This window comes from Pseudarthrobacter sp. WHRI 8279 (genome assembly GCF_040224115.2).
Classification (GTDB): domain Bacteria; phylum Actinomycetota; class Actinomycetes; order Actinomycetales; family Micrococcaceae; genus Arthrobacter.
Window position 1 is genome coordinate 13,421 of sequence record NZ_CP168162.1, and the last position, 24,010, is coordinate 37,430.

Sequence of the window (24,010 nt, forward strand, 5' to 3'; positions counted from 1 at the left end):
AAGTCAACATGCCGATCCGGGTGGGCGTCATCGGCGCCGGTGTCATGGGCGCAGACCACATCAAAAACCTTTCATCCGCAGTCAACGGCGCAGAAGTCACCTTCGTGGCAGACCTCGACGCCGCGCGTGCAGCGGCAGCCGCGCCGCCGGCGGCCCGGACTACCACCGATCCCTCGGAGCTGATCAACTCCAGTGAGGTGGACGCCGTCGTTATCGCTTCGCATGACTCCACCCATGCGGGACTGGTGCTGGAATGCTTCGAGGCCATGACACCGGTGCTGTGCGAGAAGCCCCTGGCCCCCACGCTCCTGGAGAGCCTTGAAGTGGTGGAGGCTGAGGCCGACATCCTTGCCGCGACCGGTGCCAGGCTGCTGTCCATGGGCTTCATGAGGCGTTTCGATCCCGGTTACACCGCCTTGCACGAATCCATCCGGCTCCGCAGCTACGGCGAACCGCTGATGGTCCACTGCACCAGCCGCACGGTCGAAGCGGGACCTGGCAGCAGCTCGGAATCGGCCATCACCAATTCGGCCATCCACGAGTTCGACATCATCCCGTGGCTGATGGGCACGCCCGTCACCGAAGTCTCATGGCAGGCGGGGCGCAGCTCCCGGCACAGTACCGGGGACCTGCAGGATCCCGCGCTGATGCTCCTGCGGACGGCCGATGGCGCCCTGGCCACCCTCGAGCTGTTCCTGAATGCGCAGTCCGGCTACACCACCAGGTGCGAGGTCGTGTCCGAGTACGGTTCGGCTGCCCTGCCGAAACCCGCAGCGCTGGTGGTCCACCACGAGGGGCAGCAGCGCTCGAGCACTCCCGCGGACTGGCGCCCGCGCTTCGCCGACGCCTACCGCCTCCAGCTCCAGGCCTGGATATCCGCCCTGGAACGCGGCGAATCGGCCCCGCTCGCCACCGGCGAGGACGGCCTGCGGGCCTCGCAGGTGGCCCAGGCCATGATCCGTTCGCTGCACAGCGACGGATCCTTCACGAAGGTGATCTACTGATGGCTGCTCCCGTCCTGCCGGCCCCACGCGTGCCGGATTCACAGGACGCCCCCTCACTGCGGTGGGGCATCATGGGCCCCGGCTGGATCGCCGAACGGTTCACGGAATCCGTGCAGGCCCATTCACGCCAGGTGATTGCCGCCGTCGGATCCCGCTCCCTGGAACGCTCCAAAGCGTTCGCCGACGCCCATGGCGTGCCTGCCGCGTATGGAAGCTACGAGGAGGTGGCTGCAGCTGCCGATATCGACATCGTTTACGTCAGCACCCCGCACAATGTCCACCACCATGCCGCCCTGCTGGCCCTCGAAGCAGGAAAACACGTTCTGATCGAAAAACCGGTCGGACTCAACGCCAGACAGGCGCGGGACATCGCCGCGCAGGCCAGGGCTGCCGGCGTCTTCGCGGCCGAAGCGATGTGGACCTTCTTCCTGCCGAAGTACGACGTCATTCGGCAGGTCCTCAACGGAGGAATGCTGGGGACCGTGACCACCGTGGTGGCGGAGTACGGGGAGTATTTCAACCGCACCCACCGGATCTTCGATCCAGAGCTGGCCGGGGGACCGCTGCTGGACCTCGGGACGTATCCCTTGGCACTTATTACCGAAGTCCTAGGCGCCCCGGACCGGATGCATGTCCTGGGCCAGCAGCACCAATCAGGGGTCAATGCCCAGCTTTCGGCCATCATGGGATTCCCGGGAGGGGGCAATGCAGTCATGAACACGCAACTGCATAACTTCACCCCCACGGCTGCCACAATTGTGGGCTCCCGGGCGACACTGGCCATCGACGGCCCGTTCAACATGCCCGGCAGCTTCCATGTGCGGTTCCCTGACGGCACACGGCTGCATTACAACGAGCCCGCGGGCGGGCACTTTGAGGGCCTGCACTACGAGGCCGCGGCCGTTGCGCGTTCCATCGCAGCCGGACAGCTGGAAAGCCCCCAGCGTCCGCTGGACTCCTCCATCCGAACCATGGAAGCAGCCGACGAAATCCGCCGGCAGCTCAGCATCACCTTCCCTGGCGAAGACAATTCGCCCTCCTGATCCCTTGTTGTACGCTCCATCGAAAGGACGAGCCATTGGCTTACATCTCCCAGCAAAGTGCGGTAGCACCCGTACCGGTACGCATCGGACTCATCGGCTCAGGCTGGATGGGTGCGTTCCATGCCGAGAGCGTTGCCCGCCGCGTCCCCGGTGCCGCCCTGGCGGCCATCGCGGACCCCAACATTGAGTCCGCGCAGAACCTGGCCCTGCAGCTGGGTACCGCCAAGGTGACGGCCAGTGCCGATGATATTTTCGCCGATCCGGAGATCGACGCCGTGGTCATCGCCAGCCCGGCCCGGTTCCATTCCCCACTCATTGCCCAGGCGGCCGCCGCCGGGAAGCACATCTTCTGCGAGAAACCGGCCGGCCAGTCCCTGGCAGAACTCGACGCCGCGCTCGCGGCTGTGGAGCAGGCGGGCGTGCACTTCCAGATCGGATTCAACCGCCGGTACGCCGATGACTTCCGGGCAGCGAAGGAAGACCTCGCCGCAGGAGTAGCAGGAACCCCGCAACTCCTGCGCTCGCTGACCCGCGATCCCGGGACCGGAAGCATCCCCAACGCCGCCAGGGTTCCGGCATGGACCATCTTCCTGGAAACGCTTATCCACGACTTCGATACCCTCAACTGGTTCAACGAGGGGGCTGAGCCCATCGAGGTGTACGCCGTGGCGGATGCCCTCGTGGAGCCATCCCTGCGCAACCAGGGATTCCTGGACACTGCAGTAGTAACCATCAGGTACAGCAACGGTGCCATCGCCGTAGCCGAGGCGAACTTCAGCGCACTTTACGGGTATGACGTCCGTGGCGAGGTGTTTGGCTCCAAAGGCATGGTACAGGCGGGCCGGACCACCGAAACGGAGGCCCGGCGCTACACCGCCGGGGGACTCTCGGCGGATACGCCACGCCTCAACGTCGAGCTGTTCCGCCAGGCCTACACGGACGAACTCGTGGACTTCGCCGCGGCCGTTCAGGCAAAGCGCGACGGCGGGTCCCCGCCGCCGTCGGACATCACCCTTACGCCCGGCGCCGCCGACGCCCGCCGCGCCCTGGCCATGGCACTTGCCTGTATCGAATCGGTGAAAAGCGGCGCTCCGGTTGCCGTGACCGAAAAGGCGGCCGTCTGATGCGGCTGGCGGTCTGCGCGGAAATGGTCTTCCTGGACCTTCCGTTCGAGACACGGGTGCGTCGGATCCACGAGGCGGGATTCGACGTGGAACTCTGGGACTCCCGGCACAGGGACATTCCCGCGCTGGCGGCCACCGGGGCCGTCTTCTCCTCCATGACCGGCTACACGTCCGGCAGCCTGGTGGACCCGGACACTGCCGATCACGTGGTCCAATCAGCCGAATCGCTGATCCCCACTGCCCTTGAGCTCGGAGTCAGCCGCATGGTGGTGCACCCTGCCGAACTCATCGACGGCAAGGCTGCCAGGCCCGTCTTCCGTTCCAGCGGGAGGATGTGGAGCACTGGTGCCAGGACCCTGGAGCGGCTTGGCAGGCTGGGCGAAAAGCACGGCCTGACGTTCTGCCTGGAAAACCTCAACACGGTGCTTGACCATCCCGGCATCCCGCTGGCCCGCGCCAAGGACACCCTGGCGCTCGTGGAGGCGGCCGGGCACCCCAACGTCAAGCTCATGCTGGACCTTTACCACGCGCAGCTGGGGGAGGGGAACCTCATTGAGCTGGTCCGCACTGCGCTGCCGCATATCGGCGAAGTCCAGGTGGCGGATGTTCCCGGACGCTGCGAGCCAGGCACCGGGGAAATTAATTACGCAGCTGTGGCCCGTGCCCTCGCTGAGGCCGGCTATCAGGGCACCGTGGGCATGGAGGCCTGGGCGAAGGATGACAGCAACGCAGCCCTCGACGCCTTCCGGACCGCCTTTACCGTCTATGCAGAGGAAAAAGCATGAAAAACGTAACGCTTGGACTGGTCGGAGTGGGCCGGATCGGCGTGATGCATGCCAACAACATCGCGGCCCTCAACAGCGTTTTGAATCCGGAGGGGATCAACGTGAGTCTCCGGCTGACGGACGTGGCTGAAGAGCATGCCCGGCGAGTAGCCGCGGGCCTGGAGGCGGAGTATCTGCCCTCGGTTGACGGACTGCTGGCCTCGGGAGTGGACGGCCTGGTGGTGGCCACCGGCACCGCCACCCATCCCGAACTGATCAAGGCGGGAGTGGACGCCGGCATCCCGGTTTTTTGCGAGAAACCCGTGGCTATGAACGTTGCGGACGCCCTGCCGGTGCTGGACTACATCCGCGATAAGAATGGCATTGTGCAGGTTGGCCACCAGCGCCGGTTCGACGCCGGCTACCTGAAAGCCAGGAGGGCTTACCGGGCCGGCGAGCTGGGATGGATCCACTCCTTGCGTGCGGTGACCTGCGACATGGCCCCGCCTCCCGTGGAGTTCCTTGCAACCTCAGGCGGGCTCTTCCGCGACTGCTCGGTCCACGACTTCGACATCCTGCGCTGGCTGACCGGCCGCGAAATCGTTGAGGTCTACGCCAAAGGCTCGAACAACGGCGACCCGGCCATCGCCGAAGTCGGGGACGTGGACACCGCCCTGGCCCTGGTCACGTTCGACGACGGCACGGTGGGGACAGTGTCAGCCACCCGCTACAACGGGGCAGGCCATGATGTCCGGCTGGAAATCCAGGGCTCCCGCCGCTCGCTCATGGTGGGGCTGGACGATAAAACGGCGATGGTGTCAGCCGAACCCGGCGTCACTTTCCCTTCGGGCGGGCCGCACAGGACCTTTGCCGAGCGCTTCGACCAGGCGTACCGTTCCGAGATGGCCGCTTTCGTAGAGCTTGTCCTGGGCCAGCGGGACAACCCGTGCACCCCCGAGGACGCTGTGGCCGCCTCCCGGGTGGCCGATGCCGCCCAGGAGTCCCTGGCCAGCGGCCTTCCGGTGCGGGTGGCAGGAGCGGTGGCCAACCACCTGTCCTGAGCCGCACCGAACCCGTTCAGTACACCGCGTGCAGCTTGGGGAGCGCGTCAACCAGGGAGCCAGTTCAGGGATCTCCTGCGCTGCTCCCATCACGCTGGTGGGGGTGGCCGTCGTGGCCTTCGCTGCCGCCGCCGCCAAGCGGAGCAGCGCCGGGCCGCGTCCGGAGGCTGAAGTGCCAGCGGACCGCAAGGACGCCCTGCAGGTGTGAGTTTTTGTCCAGATATGCAGGGCTGGAGGCCGGCAGATTCATATGGTGGTTGCAACGTTCTGATTGATGGAGCGTTTGATGCCGAAGTTGTTTCCTGTCCATGTTCGTGATGATTTTCTTGATTTGGTGTGCTCCGGCGCGTCCGTCAGTGAGGCTGCACGGCGTGTCGGAGCCTCGCGCGGGACCGGGAAGAAGTGGTGGGCCGAGTCTGGTCAGATGACGCTGAGCATCTCGGCCCATGGCGGCCTGGCAGATCCTGCCCCGTCCGTGGAGGTCTCCTGCGGGCGGGCACTAAGCGAAGCCGAGAGGGGGATGATCCAGATGGGCCGGCAAGCCGGGATGAGCTACGCGAAGATCGGTGCGGCCATCGGACGGGACAAGTCCGTCATCTGGCGGGAGGTCAACCGCAACTGTGACGCCGAGGGCAGGTACAACGCTAAAGTCGCGCACACCAGAGCCCATCAGGCACGCCGCCGGCCCAAGCCCTTCAAGCTCATCGAGGACGAGGATTTGTGCCGGCTGATCGCGGTGTGGATGGACGATGGGTGGAGTCCGAAGCTGATCTCGTCGATGCTGGCGTTTTACTTTGCCGGTGACCAGACTATGCAGGTGAGCCACGAGACGATCTACCAGGCCCTGTATGTCCAAACCCGCGGAAGCCTGCGGAAAGACCTGGCCGAAAACCTCAGCCTGAAACGTAAACAACGCATCCCCCACACCGCCGACCGGCTCAAGAGCAGCCCCTACAAGGAGGCGTTCAAGATCAGCGAACGCCCCGCCGAGGTCCAGGACCGGGCGGTCCCCGGGCACTGGGAAGGTGACTTGATCATCGGTTCTGACGGGACCGCGATCGGCACTCTCGTGGAGCGCTCAACCCGGTTCACGATCCTGCTGCACCTGCCCGGGGACCATACCGCCGAAACCGTCGCCGCCGCGATGATCCGGGAAATGGCGAACCTCCCGGAGCACCTGCGCCGCTCGATCACCTGGGACCGCGGCACAGAACTCGCCGGCTACGCGAAGATCCAGACCGCGCTGGAAACCACGCTCTATTTCTGCGACCCGCACTCGCCCTGGCAGCGCGGCACCAATGAAAACACCAACCGGCTCCTGCGGTTCTGGTTCGAAAAAGGCTCCGACCTCTCGGCCCATACCCCTGAGGACCTCAACCGCATCGCGGCAAAGCTCAACCGCCGCCCCCGACCGACCCTCAACCTCGATACCCCAGCCAACCGGCTAAACCAGCTGCTGCAAGCGGCCTAACCACCCCGCGTTGCTCCCACCACTTGACATTGCCGCCCTTGAACCCTGCATACCTGGACAAAAAATCCAGCTGGATCGCGGGATGTGCGGGCGCTTAGGCGCCGAACGGGAGCCGCGGGTCGATGTCCTGGCCATCCCAGGTCTGGCGCACCCAGCCGTGGTGGGGGTCGTCGCTGATGAGCCATTCGCGCACGGGCCCGGGGCCTGCCATGACGTTGAGGTAGTAGAGGTCGTATCCCGGCGCAGCCATTGCGGGACCGTGCCAGCCGTACGGCACCAGGACAACGTCACCGGTGCGGACCTCCGCCGAGACGTCGATGGGGCGCTCGTCCGAGGCGTAGACGCGCTGGTAGCCGATTGCGTCCGCATCCGCCGGCGCCGCTGACCCATTGGCCACCCGCGTCTCAAAGTAGTAGATCTCCTCGAGGTGCGTCTCGCCGTCCTTCTCCTCATCGTGCTTGTGCGGGGGATAGGAGGACCAGTTGCCTGCGGGAGTGAGGACCTCGCAGACAATGAACCGGTCGGCCTCGAGTGCGGCCGGTGTGCCGAAGTTGTGGACCTGGCGGGAGCAGTTGCCCGCACCGCGCAGCTCAACCGGGGTTTCGGCGGCGGTTACCAGCCGGGTGGGGTACGCGTCCCTTGCCGGGGCCGTGGCAACCGCTACCCTCCCGCCGTCGGCCGAGGTGATGCTTACGGCGCGTCCGGTGCCCGAGTACAGAACGTCGCTGGGGCCGTGGAACACGGAGTCGCGGCCGCCCAGCCGGTATTCGGTGCCGTCGACCGTAACCGTGAAGGATCCGTTGAGGGGCACCACGATGCGTTCCTCACCTGCGGCGGGAAGGACGATGTCGTCCCCGGCGGCGAGCGTGGCCACCTTCAGTCCGGTATGTGCCCAGCCGTCCACGGACAGGGAGGAGTCCGAAGTTCCGATGGAAACGTCCCACTTGCCGTCGGTGGCGGTGCCCAGGGGATAGACCCAGTTGGTCATGGAGTGTAGCTCCTTGCGTCAGCGCTGTACGAGTGTCATTTCAAAACTGTAGGAATCCCCGCGGTACACGTGGTGTCCGGTTTCCACGCGCCGGCCCGTGTCATCAGTGGCAGTACGCTCCATGGTGACCAGCGCGGACCCGGGTGCGGTCTCGAGGAGTGAGGCCTGGTAGTCGTTGGCCACCACGGCGCCGATCCGCTGGTTGGCGAGGCGGAAGTTCACACCGCCGCTGCGCAGGATGGCGTAGAGGCCCTCAGCAGACAGTGCGGCTTCATCCATTTCGGCTATGTCGTCCCGGACCCAGTTCTCCATGAGTGCCAGCGGCTTGCCCCCCACTTTGCGCAGGCGGGTGAAGTGGTAGACCTTGGAACCGGCTGGCAGCTGGAGGGTTGCCAGCGTGGCGTCGTCGGCCTCCACATGGGCGAAGCTCAGGACGTCGGTGGTGGGCTTCTTGCCATTGTTGGTGAGGTCGTCGTAAAGACTGGAGAGCTCAAGCGGGCGGCGCACCTGGCTTGAAACCACCTGGGTTCCGACGCCGCGCTTGCGCACCAGCAGCCCGGACCTGACCAGTTCGTCCATGGCCTTGCGCATCGTGGGACGGGAGAGGTTCAGCTGGGCCGCGAGGTCGATTTCGTTGTCAAGTCGGCTGCCGGGCTCCAGGACGCCGCTGAAGATCGCGGCTTCGATCCCCTGCACCACCTGGTGGTAGAGCGGGACGGGGGAGGAGCGGTCGATGCTGAGACCCAGGTTGTGCGCCACGGTACTTCCCTCATGTTCCTTGTTGCGGGACGTCTTCGCCCGGGTGGGGCGCGAACGGCCGCCTTGCCGCTATATGTTCGCTTGATAGGACATACTTTTTTGCTGCTTCGATCCTAGCAGTCGTGCCATCCGGGTCAAGGGGAGCGCCGGAAGCAGCGCAGGGCGTCCGGCATTGCAATAGGTTTGGACGGTGAACCTTTCCGGAAACGTGGGCCCCCACCCGCACAACCTCGAAGTGCAGGACCTGGACAGCTTCGACCGGCTGGTCGGCGCCGGCGCGGTGGACATGCGCGGCTGGCACGCGCAGTCCCTGGACTTGCGGGGGAGGACCGATGCCCTGCAGCGCCTCCACGTGGAGGGCGCCATCTTCCTCGGCTGCACGTTCGACGACGGCGTGGAGGACCTGCTGCGGCGAAGGGGAGCGCTGATCTTTCCGCGGCTGGAGACTGTGCCGTTCAACCCCTACCGGGCGGCCTTGTATTCGCCCGGGGAACTTTACGCCGGACTGCCCGGCGCCCCGTACGAAGCCCTTCCGGACGCGCGTATCTACCAATGGAGCATCCAGCCAGGCCTGCGGCACCGGCTGGATGCAACCCTGGCCTCGGCGCTGCATGACCACGCCATCGGCGATGCCCTGGGCGACGCCATCCGGTCAGGCCCGTTCCAGGGCCGGACCATGGTGGGTGTCATGGGCGGACATGCCGCGCAGCGCGGCAGCAGCGGCTTTGCCCAGGCTGCCCAGCTGGGCAGGCTCCTCGCGCGGGACGGACACGTAGTGGCCACCGGAGGGGGACCGGGGGCCATGGAGGCGGCCAACCTCGGTGCCTACCTCAGCGAAGCGGACGACGACGGCCTGCAGGCTGCGCTGGACCTGCTCGCCTCCGTCCCCGGGTTCCGTCCCTCGGTGTCGGCGTGGGCGCGGGCGGCTGCCGCCGTCGTCGAACGCTTTCCGGGCGGGAGGCCGTCGCTCGGCATCCCCACCTGGTTCTATGGGCATGAGCCGCCCAACTACTTCGCCACGCACATCGCAAAATACTTCGCCAACGCCATCCGGGAAGCGATCCTCCTGGAGCTGTGCACAGGAGGGATCGTGTTCCTGCCCGGCGCCGCCGGCACCGTTCAGGAGATCTTCCAGGATGCGTGCGAAAACTACTACGGCGCGCGGGAAAAGGTGACGCCCATGGTGCTGGTGGGCCGGCACCACTGGGAGCGCCAGTACCCTGCGTGGCCCATGCTCCAGAGCCTGGCGGCCGGCCGTTCGATGGAGGACCGGATTTTCCTGGTGGACACGGTCCAGGAGGCGGTAGAGGTACTGCGGCTGTCCCCTTAGTACCTGGAGCAGCCGCCGGTCAGAGATCCTTCCGGCACTGCGCCTTGCTGAGCTCATAGAGCCCGTTGAGGTCCCCGGCAGAGAGCCCCTCGGGGGTGCCGATTTCGGGATACATCAGTTGGGTGGGGTCATCCACGTGGTCGAGGCCCATCACGTGGCTGAGCTCGTGCAGGATCACGGCCCGCGCATACAGGTGGCCGTCCGGGTTGAGCAGTTCGTCGGCAATCTGCGGTGCGTCCAGGTCCAGGCCGCCCGTGACGAAGGCCCTGGGGCCGTCGTCGTAACTGAAATGGGTGCTGCCCCCGGTTCCGATCACCTTGCCTTTGAGCTGCGGCGCAACGTCCGGCGTTGTCCAGGCGATGAGCAGCGGAGCCCAGCGCTCGCCGTAGGCCTCGGGCTGGTAGGGCGGACGCTGCGGGGACGGCTGCTCTGCGGTGGTGCCGTCGTAGATGAACCGGATACCGGTGGCGGCCGAGATGGTGGCGATGGATTCCGTGACCAGCTGCTGCGAGCCTGCCGGCGCGAGATCGTCATTAATGACATAGTGCAGCGGCCTGCAGGGGGAGTAGCCAACCGGGCTGCCGTCCCCGTTGACGGCCAGGAAGCGGTAGGAATCGCTGCCCAGTGGCGGAGGATTGGCGGCGGACAGGGGAACGTCCGACTCCTCCAGTCCCGGGGGCGGCGCGCCCATCCGGCCTTCGGCCCGCGGCGGCTGGCCGGCTTCCCCGGAAGGGCCCGCGTCCTGCTGCCCGGCGGACTGTCCGTTTCCGGGGCCGATCCGGACATCCAGCAGTTCTTTGAAGCGCGGGTCATTCAGTGCCAGCGCTGCTCCGAACACGGCGCCCGCGGTGAGTGCCGCGGTTAGCAGCAGTTCCAGGCCCCGGCGCACGCCCAGGCGGGCTTTGGTCCCTGCATGGCGTGACGCTGCGCGGCGCGGCGGCCGGGCCTCCACTAGGCCACGACGGTGCCGAAGGCCAGCCCCAGCAGGTAGGTGATGGCCGCCGCGCCCAGCCCGATGGCCAGCTGGCGGAGTCCACGCGTCAGGGGCGATGTGCCGGAAAGCAGGCCCACCGTGGCGCCGGTGACCAGGAGGGCGAGGCCCACCAGGAGGCCGGCGGCCACCAGGGCGGCGACGCCGGTGAGGCCAAAGAGGAACGGCAGGATGGGCACGATGGCGCCGGAGGCGAAGAAACAGAAGCTGGATAGTGCCGCGCCCCAGGCGGTCCCCACGGCCTCGTGCTGGTCCTCGATATCCGGCAGTTCCGGTTGCAGCGACAGGCTGGGATCGCAGTCGCAGGGCAGCAGGCCCATGCGTTCAGCCACGCGGTGCTCGGCTGCCTCCTGCGTCATGCCCCGGGCCAGGTACACCAGCAGCAGTTCGTTGTGCTCAAGGTCCAGCTTGGGAGCCGCCACCAGGGTGACCTGGGTGGGGCGTGTTGCCGCGAGCAGTTCCCGCTGGGAACGGACGGAGATGAACTCGCCGGCGCCCATGGACATCGCACCGGCCAGCAGTCCGGCGATTCCGCTGAGCAGCACCACGCTGCTGGCAACGCCGGAGGCCGCCATGCCCATGACCAGGGAAAGGTTGCTGACCAGGCCGTCATTGGCGCCGAACACAGCGGCGCGGAAGGTGCCCGCCAGGCGGTTGCGCCCCCGGGTTGCCAGCCCCCGAACCACTTCCTCATGGATCTGCTCGTCCGCTGCCATCGCATCCGTGGCGTTCGGGTCCTTGGCATACGGGGAGCGGCCTTCCGCACGCTGGGCCAGGGCAAGCACAAACACCGACCCGAAGTGGCGGGCCAGGAAGCCCAGCATGCGGCTCCGCAGGGATGGCCGCCGGGGCTTGCCCGCACGGTCACCCAGCAGGCCCAGCCAGTGTGCTTCATGACGGCCTTCGGCTTCGGCCAGGGCCAGGAGGATGTCGCGCTCTTCGCCCTGGCGGTTCTGTGCCAGGTCCCGATAGACGGCGGCTTCGGCCCGTTCGTCAGCCAGGTACTGCCGCCACCGCTTGACGTCCGACGGCGAAGGCTGGGCCTGGTGCGCGTGCTCGGCCGGTTCCCGGGCCGGGGAAGGTTGCGACGCTTGCGGCGTGGGCGGGCGGTTGGACTCGGCGTGCTGAGACACGGAAACTCCTGGGCTGGATGGGGCATGGTGCGGCCCCATTGCAGAGCAAGCTTACTGCGAAAATCTGCGGATTTTTGGCAGGTATTCCTGCCTTGGGTATTTCGGCTTGCCTTAATCAGAGTGGTATCCCCAGGTCCCCTGACGCGCTATTGACCACCCTGCGGCGCGGTGCTGTGATGAAGGTGTGGCGCGGCCAGCGCCCTCACTGAAAGAGCACGTCAGGCGAACAAACGGAGGTTCAATCATGAGCACCACCGGACAGCACCCGGACATGCCGCACCTGGATGCCGTAGAGGCGGATCCCGCCTATGACTACGCCGAGGATGCACCGGTAGTTGAGGACGACTGGGATACCGAGGACGACCTTCTGGACGAGGAGGAGCCGGTGGTCCAGGTGCCTCCCGTCGTGGTCGACGCCGAGGACCGTGTGGTCCCGCTGGATGACCCTGATGAGGTCCGCGAAACCGACTAGCGAACCCGGGCAGGACATAACGACGGCGGCACCCCGCCTTCGCCGGAAAGCGAAGGTGGGGTGCCGCCGTCGTGCGCCTCTGTTGCTGTTGTCCTGGCCTGCCGGGGCGATGCCCGTGCCCCGCTTCCAGATGCCCGGGGCCGTGGGCCACGCGTGCAATGAGGCGTCACAGAAGGGGCAGGCCATTAGTATTGCTCCAAAGTGGAGCCGGGCTGCCGGCCATGAAAGGTTCGTAGATGAAGGCACTGCCAGTTGAGCCGAGCAACGTTCCGGTGGCCATCGGTTCGAGGATCCGGGCCGCCCGGCAGTCGCAGCGGTTGACCATTGAGCAGGTTGCTGACGCGACGGGGCTGACCAAGGGATTCCTCAGCAGGGTGGAGCGGGACCTTACGTCCCCGTCCGTGGCGTCCCTGGTCACGCTGTGCCAGGTTCTCTCGGTCTCCATCGGCGACCTCTTCGCGGCACCCGAAACGCACCTGACCAAGCGCAATGACGGGCCGCGGATTTCGCTGGGCGGCCAGGGGATCGTGGAACGGCTCCTCACGGCGCGTTCGGAACGGCGCGTCCAGATCATCCAAGCCTGCATCGAACCATACGGCCGCGGGGAATCCGAGCTCTACGCCGTGGACTGCGACGTTGACGTCCTCCATGTGATCAAAGGCAACATCCGGCTGATCCTCACCAACGAGGAATACGACCTCAGCGCCGGGGACACCGTCACCTTCCCGGGCCGGGAGCCGCACACGTGGATCAACCCCACCGACAAGCCCGTAGAGGTTCTCTGGGTCCTGGTTCCGGCCGCAAGCCGCTAGCCGCCTTTTGGTCCGCCGCGTGCGTTCCGTCCCGGTTACTTACGGCGGCACGTTGTGCGGACGCCCGTTCTGTGGGAAGCCGGCCCACCCAAGGGCTGTTGGCCAGCAGTAACTGGGCTGGAGTGCACGCTATTCACTGGGCCGTACCGTAGCGGGCCGCCAGCACGGCCTTAATTTCCGCCAGGACCTGATTTGGGCTGAACCACACGTGCTCCGGCATGTAGCGCAGGACGGCATACCCGTTGACGGCCGAGGTGTTGTTGCGGTTCCGGTCCCGGAGCATATCCTCCCGTTTGGAGTGGAACGCGTAGCCGTCAATCTCCACGATGAGGAAGCCGTTGAGGAGGAAGTCCACCCGGCCGATCCCGGGCAGGAAGACCTGCGCCTCGTATCTGATCCCGTTGCTCCGGAACAGGTGCTGCGCATCGACTTCAACAATGGATTCGGCCCGCAGGTCGAGTTCCCGAAGTGCCCGGAGTGCTGTTCCGGAGCGGTCTGCCCGCAGTTCGCGGGCCAGCAGTTCCGGGGATACACCGTGCAGGCGGATTGCCGACGTCGCCATCGCGGTGGACGCCGGCGGCGGGAGGCATCCCAACGCATGCAGGGCTACATCTTCCACTGCGGCTACCGGCACGAACGGATGCCCCTCGAACCTGACTGTGCGATGGCGGACAAAGCCGCTGCCGTGGCCATGGTTGCAGGCCAGGTGGAGCCTTGAAGGTGACTGCCTCAGCCAGAGCCCATAGTGGGCGGCGGCTCTGGCGCAGCTGAGCCGGCCGTTGTGCCGAATTGCCGACTGGTAGTCCTCGTCGCAGCCCGGCAGGACAAAAATCCCGCGCCTGGGCTGGTTGGCTCCGGACTTCCTGAGCCGCAGCAAGTCCCGGCGCGAGAACCCGGCATGGAGGAGTTGGGCGGATCGCGCAACTCCGCCGGCCTTTTGCAGATACTCGAGAATGTCCACATCGCCATCTGATCGCCGCAGCTGCCGCAGGGGAACCGAGTGCCTGCCCTATGTGGAGACTTCTTCCTGGCTGTGGTGTGCGTTCCTTCCCAGTTACCTGCCCTTCACCGAGTCCGCCGTGACGATGAGGGCCGGAATTCTGGGACTGAGGTGGGAGGGCTCGGGTCGGCGGCGGAAGTAACCGGGGAGGATCGCGCAGGCATGGACGAACCAGGTACCTGGAACAGCTTGACTGGTAAACGGATGGTGCACACCGAGAAACAAGATGTATGATGGCAGTCACATCAGTCCCTCAACTCCTTGAAGGAGAGGCCCCCTTGGAAGACCTGCGCATCGAAGCCAACGGCAACCTTGGCCCCATCGATTCATCCCGCATTCCCCGGTACGCGGGAGCTGCCACCTATGCCCGCCTTCCGCGCCTGGACCAGGTGGCCAAGGCCGACGTTACGGTGGTGGGCGTCCCCTTCGATTCCGGTGTCTCCTACCGCCCGGGGGCCCGCTTCGGCGCCAACCATGTCCGCGAGGCCAGCCGGCTGCTGCGCCCGTACAACCCGGCGTGGGACGTCAGCCCGTTCGAAAACATCCAGGTGGCCGACGCCGGGGACATGGCCGTCAACCCGTTCAACATCAACGAGGCCATCGAAACCATCCAGCAGAACGCCCTGGACCTGACGGCAGGCGGCAGCAAGCTGGTGACCCTGGGCGGTGACCATACCATCGCCCTGCCGCTCCTTCGCGCCGCCGCCGAGCGGGCCGGAGAGCCCATCGCCATGCTCCACTTCGATGCGCACCTGGACACCTGGGACACCTACTTCGGCGCCGAGTACACCCACGGCACCCCGTTCCGCCGCGCCGTCGAGGAAGGCATCCTGGACACGGAAGCCATCAGCCACATCGGCATCCGCGGACCGCTCTACGGCAAAAAGGACCTCGACGACGACCATCGCTTCGGGTTTGGCATCGTCACGTCCGCTGACGTCTACTACCAGGGCGTCCTGGAAACCGTGGCCAAGGTCCGCGACCGGATCGGCAACCGCCCGTTGTACATTTCCGTAGACATCGACGTCCTGGACCCCGCCCACGCCCCGGGCACCGGCACCCCCGAGGCCGGCGGCATTACCAGCCGCGAGCTGCTGGAAATTATCCGCGGCTTCCGCGGCATGAACCTGGTGGGAGCGGACGTGGTGGAGGTTGCCCCCGCCTATGACCACGCCGAAATCACCGGCGTCGCCGCCAGCCACGTCGCCTACGAACTGGTCACGCTAATGGCTGACAACGCCGTAGCGGGGGACCGCTTCGGAGCAGCCACCGGATACGCCGCCCAGGCGCTCGGCCAGGAAGCCCGCCGCCCGGCAGGTTTCGCTCCGGCAGGCAAGGAATAAGCGGATGGGTGACGCCACTGCGGGTGCGGCCGCCGTGCCCGCAACAAACAGTTCGGGCGTGCGCAACGGCGGGGACCTCGTCGTCGAAACCCTTGAGGCGCTGGGTGCCAAGACCGTCTTTGGCATCCCGGGCCAGCACGCCCTGGGCCTCTTTGATGCGATGGGCCGCGGGAACCTGCAGTTCATCTCCTCCCGGGTGGAAAACAACAGCGCTTTCGCCGCGGACGGGTATTCCCGCGCGACGGGCGAAGTGGGAGTCCTGTTCCTGTCCACCGGACCCGGCGCACTGACGTCACTGGCTGGGCTGCAGGAAGCCTACGCCACCGGAGTGCCCATGGTAGTGGTGGCCAGCCAGATCCCGCTCGAGGGGCTCGGCGCGCGGCGCAAGGGCATGCTGCACCAGCTTGACGACCAAAAGGCGTCGGCGGCCAACGTCACCAAGAGCCAGCGGCTGATCCAGCACGCGTCCGGCATCCCGTCCGCCATCCAGGACGCCTGGACCGAGGCGATTTCCTCGCCCCAGGGTCCCGTCTGGCTGGAGATCCCGCAAAACGTCCTGCTTGATCCCATCATGGTGCCCCCGGTGGAGGATGCGCTTGCGGAGGCGGCTGACAACCCGCCCCGGGTGGAGCTGGTCCGGGAGGCGGTGAAATGGCTTCAGTCCGCGGAACGTCCGGCCATCATCGCCGGCGGCGGCACACGGCGGGGCCGGGCCGAGAAGTCCCTCCTCTCGATTGCCGAGAAGCTCCGCGCACCCGTGATCTGCACTCCGGGCGGAAACGGCGCCTTCCCCTGGAACCATGAGCTTTCGCTGCAGTCCTGGATCGAGGACCGCTACATGACCGATCTCCTGGAGGACGCGGACGTCCTGGTAGTGATCGGCTCGTCCCTGGGCGAGGTCACCTCCAACTACTTCACGTTCGAGCCCCGCGGCCGGATCATCCAGATCGATGCCGAACCCAGGGTCCTGGAGTCCAACCGGCCCGGGCTGGGCATCCGGGCGGATGCAGGCCAGGCGCTCGCGGCCCTCAATGAAGCCCTGGGGGCTGGGGCTGGCGGGACCGCGCCCAGCTGGCACGGCACGTCGCCGGAAAACCTGGTGAGCGAATCCCTGGCGAAGGTCCGCGCGCGGCTGGAATCGCAGGACCTGGCCAAGGAACTGAAGTTCATGGCGGACATCCGCGAGGCGGTGCCGGCGGACATGCAGACCTTCTGGGACATGACCATTGCGGCCTACTGGGGCTGGAGCTGCTGGGACGCCCGCGAGGGCCAGTTCCATTCAGCCCAGGGAGCCGGCGGGCTGGGCTTCGGCTTCCCCGCGGCCATCGGCGCGGCCGTGGGGCTCGAAACGGTGGGCAGGCCCGCTGGCTCTGCCCGAGTACTGGCAGTATCCGGCGACGGATCCTCGATGTATTCGATCTCTGAACTCGCCACGGCGAAGCAGCACAACGTTCCGGTCACCTGGCTGATTGTGGACGACGGCGGCTACGGCATCCTTCGTGAATACATGGTGGGCGCCTTCGGTAAAGCCACAGCCACGGAGCTGGCCCGCCCGGACTTCGTCAAGCTTGCCGAGGCGTTCGGCGTGCCTGCCGTCAAGGTGGCGCCGGCGGATGTGGGGGACGCGCTAAAGGCGGGGTTCGCTGCGGACGGGCCAAACGTCGTCGTGGTGGAAACCCTGCTGAAGATGTTTGCCCCCACGCACCTGGCGGACTGACCAGCACCTCCTCCTGACCTTGGTCCCCCTGAGGCCCCGGCTCGCACAGAGCTGGGGCCTTGTCGCGTTCAGCCCCTCAAGCGGTTAGTTTCCCAAAGCAACAACTTTGGGGATATAGTTGCTTCAGGCAAACAACTGAGGAGTCGATCGACCATGGCAGTAGCGCCGGATACGGCAGCCGACCTTGTGTACCAGATCTTCGACCTCCAGCGCGCGGTGCGGTGTATCGCCACCGCCAGCGTGCGCGGGCAGGACACCGGGGTGGCGCTGCAGGGCGTACTGCGCTTCGTGGGCGAAGGAGAGACCCGGGCCACGCGCCTGGCCGAGCGGCTGGGCGTCAGCGCGCCGGTGCTCAGCCGGCACATCGCCGACCTAGAGGAGCATGGGCTGGTGATCCGCAGGCAGGACCCCGACGACGGCCGGGCCCAGCTGGTTGCCCTGACGCCCCTGGGAGCGGAAAAACTCCGCAGCATCGAACACCAGCGGACGGCAGTCCTGCAGGACTACCTGCGCGACTGGACCGAGGAAGACGCCGGCACTACGGCCAGAATCCTGCACAAGCTCACCGAATCACTCAAACAATCAGCCCGGGCAACGGCGGCCGGCACCATCACAACCACCGCTTAGGAGCAGACCCATGGCAAGACCAGCCGCCCCCGCCACATTGGCCAGCGCACCCCCAAGCACTCCGCCCGAGATGTCCCACCGCCAGATCATGGAAGCCCTCACCGGGCTCCTCGCCGCCTTCTTCACGGCGATCCTCAGCAGCACCATCGTGGCCAACGCACTGCCCACCATCATGTCCGACCTGCACGGCACCCAGACCGACTTCGCCTGGGTCATCACCGCCGCGCTGCTGGCCAACGCCGCCACCACCCCCATCTGGGGCAAACTCGCCGACCTCTTTAACAAGAAGGTCCTGGTCCAGCTCAGCATCATCATCTTCGTGGCCGGCTCCGTCATGGCGGGCCTGTCCGAAACCATCCCGCTGCTGCTCGGCGCCCGCGTGATCCAGGGCGTGGCCATGGGCGGACTCACGGCACTGTCGCAAGCCATCATCGGCACCATGATCCCGCCGCGCAACCGCGGGAAGTACTCCGGCTACATGGGCGCGGTCATGGCAGTGGGCACCGCCGGCGGGCCGCTGCTGGGCGGCTTCATCGTGGACAGCCCGCTCGGCTGGCGCTGGACCTTCTTCGTCTGCGTGCCGCTCGCCGTCGTCGCCCTCATCCTGCTGCAGGTCACCCTCAAAATCAGCCACATAAGGCGGCCTGCCAAGATCGACTGGCTGGGTTCCATCCTGCTGACCTCCGGCGTGAGCCTGCTGCTGATCTGGGTCTCCTTCGCCGGCAACCCCGCCTACTATGACTGGGTCTCCTGGCAGTCCGCCGTCATGGTGGGCGGCGGAATCCTCCTGCTGGCCCTGCTGGTGCTGGTGGAATCCAAGGTGGAGCAGCCCATCATCCCGCTCAAGATCATCTCCGAACGCACTACGGCGCTGGCCATTCTCGCCTCCGTGGCCGTGGGCGTGGCAATGTTCGGGTCCTCCACCTTCCTGGGCCAGTACTTCCAGGTGGCACGCGGCGCCAGCCCCACGGAGGCCGGGCTCCTGACCCTGCCGATGATCGCCGGAAACCTGGTCGGTTCAGTGGCATCCGGGCAACTGATCAGCCGGACGGGCAAGTGGAAGGGCTACCTGATCGCCGGTTCCATCCTGCTGATCGGCGGGCTGGGACTGTCCGGAACCCTGGACCACACCACCGAGCTCTGGCATGCAGGGGTCTTCACCGCAGTGCTGGGCCTCGGCCTGGGCATGCTGATGCAGAACCTCGTGCTGGCCGTGCAGAACACCGTCCGGGCATCGGACATTGGGACGGCGAGTGCCTCGGTTGCGTTCTTCCGGTCCGTGGGCGGCGCCATCGGCGTCTCCGTCCTGGGCGCCATCCTGGCCAACCGCGTCAGCGAGCTGGCCACACAGGGCCTGGCAGCCGCAGGGATCCCCGTTGATGGAGGCACGGCCGGAGCCAGCATGGACCTGGCGCACATGCCGGAACCCGTCCGCGACATCATGCGGGCCGCCTACGGTGACGCCACCGCGGAGGTGTTCCTGATCTCCGCTGTCGTGGCCGTCGTGGCGCTGGTGTCCGTACTGTTCATCAAGGAGAAGCCCCTCCGGCGCACGGTGGACATCCAGCCGGGGGCCGAGGATAAGGGTGCGACGGCGGAGCTCGCCCCGGCAGGCAGGTGACCCTGAGGGGTAATCCCCACGGATGATCTTTCCTCAGTGTGTTTCACCAGGGGGAGGAGTTTCGTAGAGTGGGAAAGCTGAGGATGTCGGCCCCGGCTGCTACTACTTAAGCCTCCTGCTTTTGCGAACCATCATCGAACTCACCACTAAGGATCCGTGGGCATGCTCCTCACACTCATACGGCGGTTTTCCCGGCCGTATAGGCCGTACATCGCGGCCGTCATCGTGTTCCAGCTGGCGTCCACCATCGCCGCGCTGTACCTGCCCAGCCTGAACGCCCAGATCATCGATGAAGGGGTATCCCGCGGGGACACCGGCTTCATCTGGCGGACGGGCGCGGTGATGCTGGTGGTGGCATTCATGCAGGTGGGCACCGCCATTGCCGGGGTCTACTTCGGCTCGAAGACAGCCATGGCCATAGGCCGGGACCTGCGGCGCGGGGTTTTCCGCAAAGTCACTAGCTTCTCGGCCATGGACGTCAACGCTTTTGGCGCCCCCACGCTCATCACCCGCGGCACCAACGATGTCCAGCAGGTCCAGATGCTTGTGCTGATGGGACTGAACTTCATGGTGGCAACGCCCATCATGTGCGTGGGCGGCATCATCATGGCGCTGCGCGAGGACCTCAACCTGTCCTGGCTGGTGTGGGTTTCCGTGCCCCTCCTAACGGTGGTGGTGGGGTACCTGGTGGTCCGGCTCATGCCGCTGTTCCGGTCCATGCAGAAAAAGATCGACCGCATCAACGCAGTGCTGCGCGAGCAGATCATCGGCATCCGGGTGGTCCGGGCCTTCGTCCGGGAACCGTATGAAACAGGGCGCTTTGGCGAAGCGAACAAGGAACTGACGGACGTCTCGCTGAAGATCGGCGCCCTGTTTGTGCTGATGTTCCCTGCCATCGGCATGATCCTCCACCTGTCCACCGCTGCCGTGCTGTGGTTCGGCGGGCAGCGCGTGGATTCGGGCGAGATGCAGGTGGGCGCCCTGACCGCCTTCCTGCAATACCTGCTGCAGATCCTGGTTGCCGTCATGATGGGCACGTTCATGGCCATGATGATCCCCCGCGCGTCAGTATGCGCGGACCGCATCGGCGAGCTGCTCGACGTCGAGCCCTCCATCCACGACCCCGAACGGCCCGAGGTGCCGGGCACGCTGGCCGGTGTGGTGGAGTACCGGAACGTCACCTTCGCCTATCCCGGCGCCGAATCGGCGGTGCTGAGCAACATCAGCTTCACGGCCCGTCCCGGCCAGACCATCGCCATCATTGGTTCCACCGGCGCGGGAAAGACCTCCCTGCTCTCCCTCCTGCCCCGGCTTTACGATCCCGCCGAGGGAGAGGTGCTGCTGGACGGAGTCCCGGTCAGCAGGATGGACCGGGCCGACATCACCCGGCGCGTGGCCTTGGTGCCCCAGCGCCCGTACCTCTTCTCCGGAACCATCGAGCACAACCTGAGGTTTGGAAAAACCGAGGCCACTGACCAGGAACTGTGGGAAGCGCTTCAGGTGGCGCAGGGCGACGAGTTTGTCCGCGCCAAGAAGAACGGCCTCGGATCCCGCATCTCCCAGGGCGGAACCAACGTCTCCGGCGGCCAGCGCCAGCGCCTTTGCATCGCCAGGGCACTCGTGAGCAGGCCCCGGGTGTACCTTTTCGATGATTCATTCTCGGCACTGGACGTGGCCACGGACGCCCGGCTCCGGACCGCGCTGAAAGGCATCACCGCCGATGCCACCGTGATCATCGTGGCGCAGCGGATCTCCACCATCACCGAGGCGGACCAGATCCTGGTGCTGGACAACGGACGCATCGTGGACCGCGGAACGCACCAGGAGCTACTGGAAACCTCGCCCACCTACCAGGAAATCGTCGAATCCCAACTGAGCGTGGAGGAAATGGCATGAGCGCCCGCAGGAAGGACTCCACGGACGTCACGGCAACAGCAGCTGCCCGGGACTCGAGCGGCAGGGAACTGACGGAGGAACCCGTCGAGGATGACGACTTCGTGGAGGAGGAGTTCAAACCCTCCGAAGCCGACGGGGACATGTTTGGCGGGATGCCCGCCAAGAAAGCCCAGCACTTCTGGCCCTCCGCCAAACGCCTGATGGGGCTGCTGAAGCCCGAGGCCCTGGGAATCTACGTGGTGGTGGGCATGGTGGTGATCGCCGTGGTCCTGAACGTCATCGCCCCCAAGATCCTGGGGCAGGCCATGGACGTCATCTTTGCCGGAGTGGTGGGCAAGCAGCTTCCGGCCGGCGCCAGCAAGGAACAGTTCGTGGACGGGCTGCGCCAGCAGGGCCAGGACAACTTTGCGGACATGGTCTCCCGGATGGAACTGGTGCCCGGCACCGGCATCAACTTCGACAAACTCAGCATGCTCATCGCGGTGGTCCTGCTGATGTACTTCGTGGCCAACATCTTCCTCTGGCTGCAGGGCTACGTGCTGAACCGCATCGTCATGAAGGTCATCAGGCGGCTCCGGGACGACACCGAACGGAAGCTGAACCGCCTCCCGCTGAACTACTTCGACACCCGTCAGCGCGGGGACGTGCTGTCCCGGGTAACGAACGACGTCGACAACATCCAGCAGGCGCTGCAGCAGGCCTTCGCCCAGCTCATCAATTCGCTGCTGACCGTCATCGGCATTGTGGTGATGATGTTCATCGTGTCCTGGCAGCTGGCCCTGATAGCGCTGGTTGCCCTTCCCCTCTCCGGCGTCGCGGCGGGCATGATCGGCGTGCGCAGCCAGAAGCTCTTCGCCGCACAGTGGAAGAACACGGGGGCGCTTAACGGGCAGATTGAGGAGTCCTTCTCGGGCCACGACCTGGTGAGGGTCTTCGGCCGAGACTCGGACATGCTGGCACGGTTCGAGGAACGCAACGAGGAACTGTACAAGGCCAGCTTCGGTGCACAGTTCGTATCCGGCATCATCTTCCCGGTCATGCAGTTCGTCTCCTACCTCAGTTACGTGGGCATCGCCGTGGTGGGCGGACTCCGGGTGGCTTCCGGGTCCATGACCCTGGGCGACGCCACCGCATTCATCCAGTACTCACGCGAGTTCACGCAGCCGCTGGGCCAAATGGCCGGCATGGCGAACATGCTGCAGTCCGGCGTGGCCTCCGCTGAACGGGTCTTCGAGTTCCTCGACGCCGACGAGCAGGACGCGGAAACCGCCACGGAGCACCTCCCGGCCAGGACGGACGGGCACGTTGACTTCAATAACGTCACGTTCAGCTACACCGAGGACAAGAAGCTGATCGAGAATCTCTCCTTCACCGCCGAACCGGGAAACACCGTGGCCATCGTGGGGCCCACCGGCGCCGGAAAGACCACCCTGGTCAACCTGGTCATGAGGTTCTACGAGCTCAATTCCGGTTCCATCAGGCTGGACGGCGTGGACATCACCCACCTCAGCCGCTCCGAGCTCCGTTCCAAGGTGGGCATGGTGCTGCAGGATGCCTGGCTGTTCGGGGGGTCCATCTATGACAACATCCGTTACGGCAACCTGGAGGCTACCGAGGAGCAGGTGATGGCTGCGGCCAAGGCCACCTTCGTTGACCGCTTTGTCAGGGCCCTGCCGGAGGGCTACAACACCGTCATCGACGAAGAGGGCAACAATGTCAGCGCCGGCGAGAAACAGCTGATCACCATTGCCCGTGCCTTTGTGGCAAACCCGTCCCTGCTCATCCTGGATGAGGCCACCAGCTCTGTTGATACCCGTACCGAACTGCTGGTGCAGAAGGCCATGGCCGCGCTCCGTACGGACCGCACCAGCTTTGTGATTGCCCACCGGCTCTCAACGATCCGCGACGCAGACACCATCCTGGTGATGGAAAACGGCAGGATCGTTGAACAGGGCAACCACAAGGTCCTCCTCGCCGCGAAGGGCGCCTACTACCGCCTGTACATGTCCCAGTTCGCAGGAGCGGACGCAGGGGAAGTCCCGGTGGACGACTCCACGGCGGTGCACAGTTGAGCGCCGACGGCCGGATCGAGGTCATGGTCCCCATGCGGTGGGGGGACATGGACGCCTACGGGCACATCAACAACGTCCAGATTGTCCGGATGCTCGAGGAAGCCCGGATTGCGGCCTTCGGCCCGCCCCGCGGGGCCGGGCTGCCCGGAGTTGATCCGCACGTCTCCCTGTTCAATGACGTCCCGGAGGGCACCATGGCTTTGGTGGTGGACCACAAGATCCGCTATGTCAGGACCCTTGAGTACCGTAACGTGCCGGCCGTGGTGCAAGTGTGGATCGGGGCCGTCAAGGGGGCCAGCTTCGACATCCACTACCTCATCCAGGACCCGGTCACCCGGGAGGACTGCGTGAAAGCCAGCAGCCACCTGGCGTTCGTGGACGAGGCCACGGGGCGCGTGCAGCGCCTGACGCCTGAACAGAAGGAACGCCTGGCCCCGTTCACGGCCTGAGGGCGGAGGGTCCGGCACCGGCACGGCCCGTTGCGCAGGAGCAGCAAGCATCGGAAACTGAAAACCTAAACAAGGAGCAAACATGGCCCAGAAAAAGACCTGGAAAGAAATGTCGCCGTCAGCAAAGGCCGGCACCATCCTGGTAGCCATCGCGCAGGTATCCCTGCTGGTGGCAGCGCAGCGGGACATCTCGAAACGGCCCGCGGCACTCATCAACGGCCCCAAGGCCGCCTGGCGGGCGGCATCCTTCATCAACTTCATCGGCCCCGTGGGCTACTTCACCTTCGGCCGGAAGCACCCCGGCGCCGGCAAGTAGCGGCGTTCCAGCGCCGG

Annotated in this window: 22 protein-coding genes and 1 pseudogene; 18 read left to right on the top strand and 5 right to left on the bottom strand. The window is 66.0% G+C overall.

Annotated elements, in window-relative coordinates:
- Positions 1 to 8 precede the first annotated feature (8 nt).
- The 7 genes from ABRP28_RS00060 (at position 9) to ABRP28_RS00090 (ending at position 6,467) form a co-directional block, all read left to right on the top strand.
- On the top strand, positions 9 to 1,004 hold the full coding sequence (locus ABRP28_RS00060) for a Gfo/Idh/MocA family oxidoreductase (RefSeq protein ID WP_350004792.1): 996 nt from the start codon (positions 9 to 11) through the stop codon (positions 1,002 to 1,004).
- The gene (locus ABRP28_RS00065; protein WP_350004790.1) at positions 1,004 to 2,047 is read left to right on the top strand and encodes a Gfo/Idh/MocA family oxidoreductase; all 1,044 of its coding nucleotides are present in this window, start codon (positions 1,004 to 1,006) and stop codon (positions 2,045 to 2,047) included. Before ABRP28_RS00060 ends, ABRP28_RS00065 begins: the two co-directional genes overlap by 1 nt.
- 35 nt (positions 2,048 to 2,082) lie before the next feature.
- Positions 2,083 to 3,171 (top strand): Gfo/Idh/MocA family oxidoreductase, encoded by a 1,089-nt coding sequence (locus ABRP28_RS00070; RefSeq protein ID WP_350004788.1) that lies wholly within the window; start codon positions 2,083 to 2,085, stop codon positions 3,169 to 3,171.
- Positions 3,171 to 3,956 (top strand): TIM barrel protein, encoded by a 786-nt coding sequence (locus tag ABRP28_RS00075; RefSeq protein WP_350004786.1) that lies wholly within the window; start codon positions 3,171 to 3,173, stop codon positions 3,954 to 3,956. The genes ABRP28_RS00070 and ABRP28_RS00075 overlap by 1 nt, the downstream gene beginning before the upstream one ends.
- The gene (locus tag ABRP28_RS00080; RefSeq protein WP_350004784.1) at positions 3,953 to 4,996 is read left to right on the top strand and encodes a Gfo/Idh/MocA family oxidoreductase; all 1,044 of its coding nucleotides are present in this window, start codon (positions 3,953 to 3,955) and stop codon (positions 4,994 to 4,996) included. The genes ABRP28_RS00075 and ABRP28_RS00080 overlap by 4 nt, the downstream gene beginning before the upstream one ends.
- 28 nt (positions 4,997 to 5,024) lie before the next feature.
- The gene (locus tag ABRP28_RS00085) at positions 5,025 to 5,204 is read left to right on the top strand and encodes a hypothetical protein (RefSeq protein ID WP_350004782.1); all 180 of its coding nucleotides are present in this window, start codon (positions 5,025 to 5,027) and stop codon (positions 5,202 to 5,204) included.
- 78 nt (positions 5,205 to 5,282) lie between these two features.
- The gene (locus tag ABRP28_RS00090; protein ID WP_374152828.1) at positions 5,283 to 6,467 is read left to right on the top strand and encodes an IS30 family transposase; all 1,185 of its coding nucleotides are present in this window, start codon (positions 5,283 to 5,285) and stop codon (positions 6,465 to 6,467) included.
- A 94-nt stretch (positions 6,468 to 6,561) separates the two neighbouring features.
- Here ABRP28_RS00090 and iolB read toward each other — a convergent pair whose 3' ends face one another.
- Positions 6,562 to 7,455: a 5-deoxy-glucuronate isomerase gene (gene iolB / locus ABRP28_RS00095; RefSeq protein WP_350003973.1), complete on the bottom strand. Its 894-nt coding sequence runs from the start codon at positions 7,453 to 7,455 to the stop codon at positions 6,562 to 6,564.
- A gap of 18 nt (positions 7,456 to 7,473) precedes the next feature.
- Positions 7,474 to 8,214: a GntR family transcriptional regulator gene (locus ABRP28_RS00100; protein ID WP_350003972.1), complete on the bottom strand. Its 741-nt coding sequence runs from the start codon at positions 8,212 to 8,214 to the stop codon at positions 7,474 to 7,476.
- 190 nt (positions 8,215 to 8,404) lie between these two features.
- Between ABRP28_RS00100 and ABRP28_RS00105 the strand changes: the two genes are divergently transcribed.
- Complete coding sequence (locus ABRP28_RS00105; RefSeq protein WP_350003971.1) at positions 8,405 to 9,544, top strand: Rossmann fold nucleotide-binding protein; 1,140 nt, start codon at positions 8,405 to 8,407, stop codon at positions 9,542 to 9,544.
- Between the two features lie 19 nt (positions 9,545 to 9,563).
- Here ABRP28_RS00105 and ABRP28_RS00110 read toward each other — a convergent pair whose 3' ends face one another.
- Together ABRP28_RS00110 and ABRP28_RS00115 are read right to left on the bottom strand one after the other, a co-directional pair.
- On the bottom strand, positions 9,564 to 10,496 hold the full coding sequence (locus ABRP28_RS00110) for a matrixin family metalloprotease (protein ID WP_350003970.1): 933 nt from the start codon (positions 10,494 to 10,496) through the stop codon (positions 9,564 to 9,566).
- Positions 10,496 to 11,668, bottom strand: coding sequence for a VIT1/CCC1 family protein (locus ABRP28_RS00115; RefSeq protein ID WP_350003969.1), 1,173 nt, complete (start codon positions 11,666 to 11,668; stop codon positions 10,496 to 10,498). The genes ABRP28_RS00110 and ABRP28_RS00115 overlap by 1 nt, the downstream gene beginning before the upstream one ends.
- Positions 11,669 to 11,912: 244 nt before the next feature.
- Between ABRP28_RS00115 and ABRP28_RS00120 the strand changes: the two genes are divergently transcribed.
- Positions 11,913 to 12,140, top strand: a complete 228-nt coding sequence (locus tag ABRP28_RS00120) for a hypothetical protein (protein WP_188811155.1) — start codon at positions 11,913 to 11,915, stop codon at positions 12,138 to 12,140.
- 236 nt (positions 12,141 to 12,376) lie between these two features.
- Positions 12,377 to 12,952 (top strand): cupin domain-containing protein, encoded by a 576-nt coding sequence (locus ABRP28_RS00125; RefSeq protein WP_350003968.1) that lies wholly within the window; start codon positions 12,377 to 12,379, stop codon positions 12,950 to 12,952.
- Between the two features lie 133 nt (positions 12,953 to 13,085).
- Here ABRP28_RS00125 and ABRP28_RS00130 read toward each other — a convergent pair whose 3' ends face one another.
- On the bottom strand, positions 13,086 to 13,913 hold the full coding sequence (locus ABRP28_RS00130) for a type IV toxin-antitoxin system AbiEi family antitoxin domain-containing protein (RefSeq protein ID WP_350003967.1): 828 nt from the start codon (positions 13,911 to 13,913) through the stop codon (positions 13,086 to 13,088).
- Positions 13,914 to 14,230: 317 nt separating this feature from the next.
- Here ABRP28_RS00130 and speB point away from each other — a divergent pair, with 317 nt between their 5' ends.
- From speB to ABRP28_RS00170, 8 genes and pseudogenes are all read left to right on the top strand, one after another.
- Positions 14,231 to 15,295: an agmatinase gene (speB, locus tag ABRP28_RS00135; RefSeq protein ID WP_350003966.1), complete on the top strand. Its 1,065-nt coding sequence runs from the start codon at positions 14,231 to 14,233 to the stop codon at positions 15,293 to 15,295.
- Positions 15,296 to 15,299: 4 nt separating this feature from the next.
- Complete coding sequence (locus ABRP28_RS00140; protein WP_350003965.1) at positions 15,300 to 17,012, top strand: thiamine pyrophosphate-binding protein; 1,713 nt, start codon at positions 15,300 to 15,302, stop codon at positions 17,010 to 17,012.
- A gap of 153 nt (positions 17,013 to 17,165) precedes the next feature.
- Positions 17,166 to 17,639 (top strand): MarR family transcriptional regulator, encoded by a 474-nt coding sequence (locus tag ABRP28_RS00145; RefSeq protein ID WP_350003964.1) that lies wholly within the window; start codon positions 17,166 to 17,168, stop codon positions 17,637 to 17,639.
- 10 nt (positions 17,640 to 17,649) lie between these two features.
- Positions 17,650 to 19,218: pseudogene (locus tag ABRP28_RS00150) on the top strand (MFS transporter); the annotation flags it as partial.
- Positions 19,219 to 19,422: 204 nt separating this feature from the next.
- Positions 19,423 to 21,156 (top strand): ABC transporter ATP-binding protein, encoded by a 1,734-nt coding sequence (locus ABRP28_RS00155; protein ID WP_350003963.1) that lies wholly within the window; start codon positions 19,423 to 19,425, stop codon positions 21,154 to 21,156.
- The gene (locus ABRP28_RS00160; protein ID WP_350003962.1) at positions 21,153 to 23,228 is read left to right on the top strand and encodes an ABC transporter ATP-binding protein; all 2,076 of its coding nucleotides are present in this window, start codon (positions 21,153 to 21,155) and stop codon (positions 23,226 to 23,228) included. The genes ABRP28_RS00155 and ABRP28_RS00160 overlap by 4 nt, the downstream gene beginning before the upstream one ends.
- A 32-nt stretch (positions 23,229 to 23,260) precedes the next feature.
- On the top strand, positions 23,261 to 23,677 hold the full coding sequence (locus tag ABRP28_RS00165) for a thioesterase family protein (RefSeq protein ID WP_350003978.1): 417 nt from the start codon (positions 23,261 to 23,263) through the stop codon (positions 23,675 to 23,677).
- Positions 23,678 to 23,759: 82 nt separating this feature from the next.
- Entirely contained in the window at positions 23,760 to 23,993 is a 234-nt protein-coding gene (locus ABRP28_RS00170; protein ID WP_350003961.1) for a PLDc N-terminal domain-containing protein, read from the top strand.
- Positions 23,994 to 24,010: the final 17 nt, after the last annotated feature.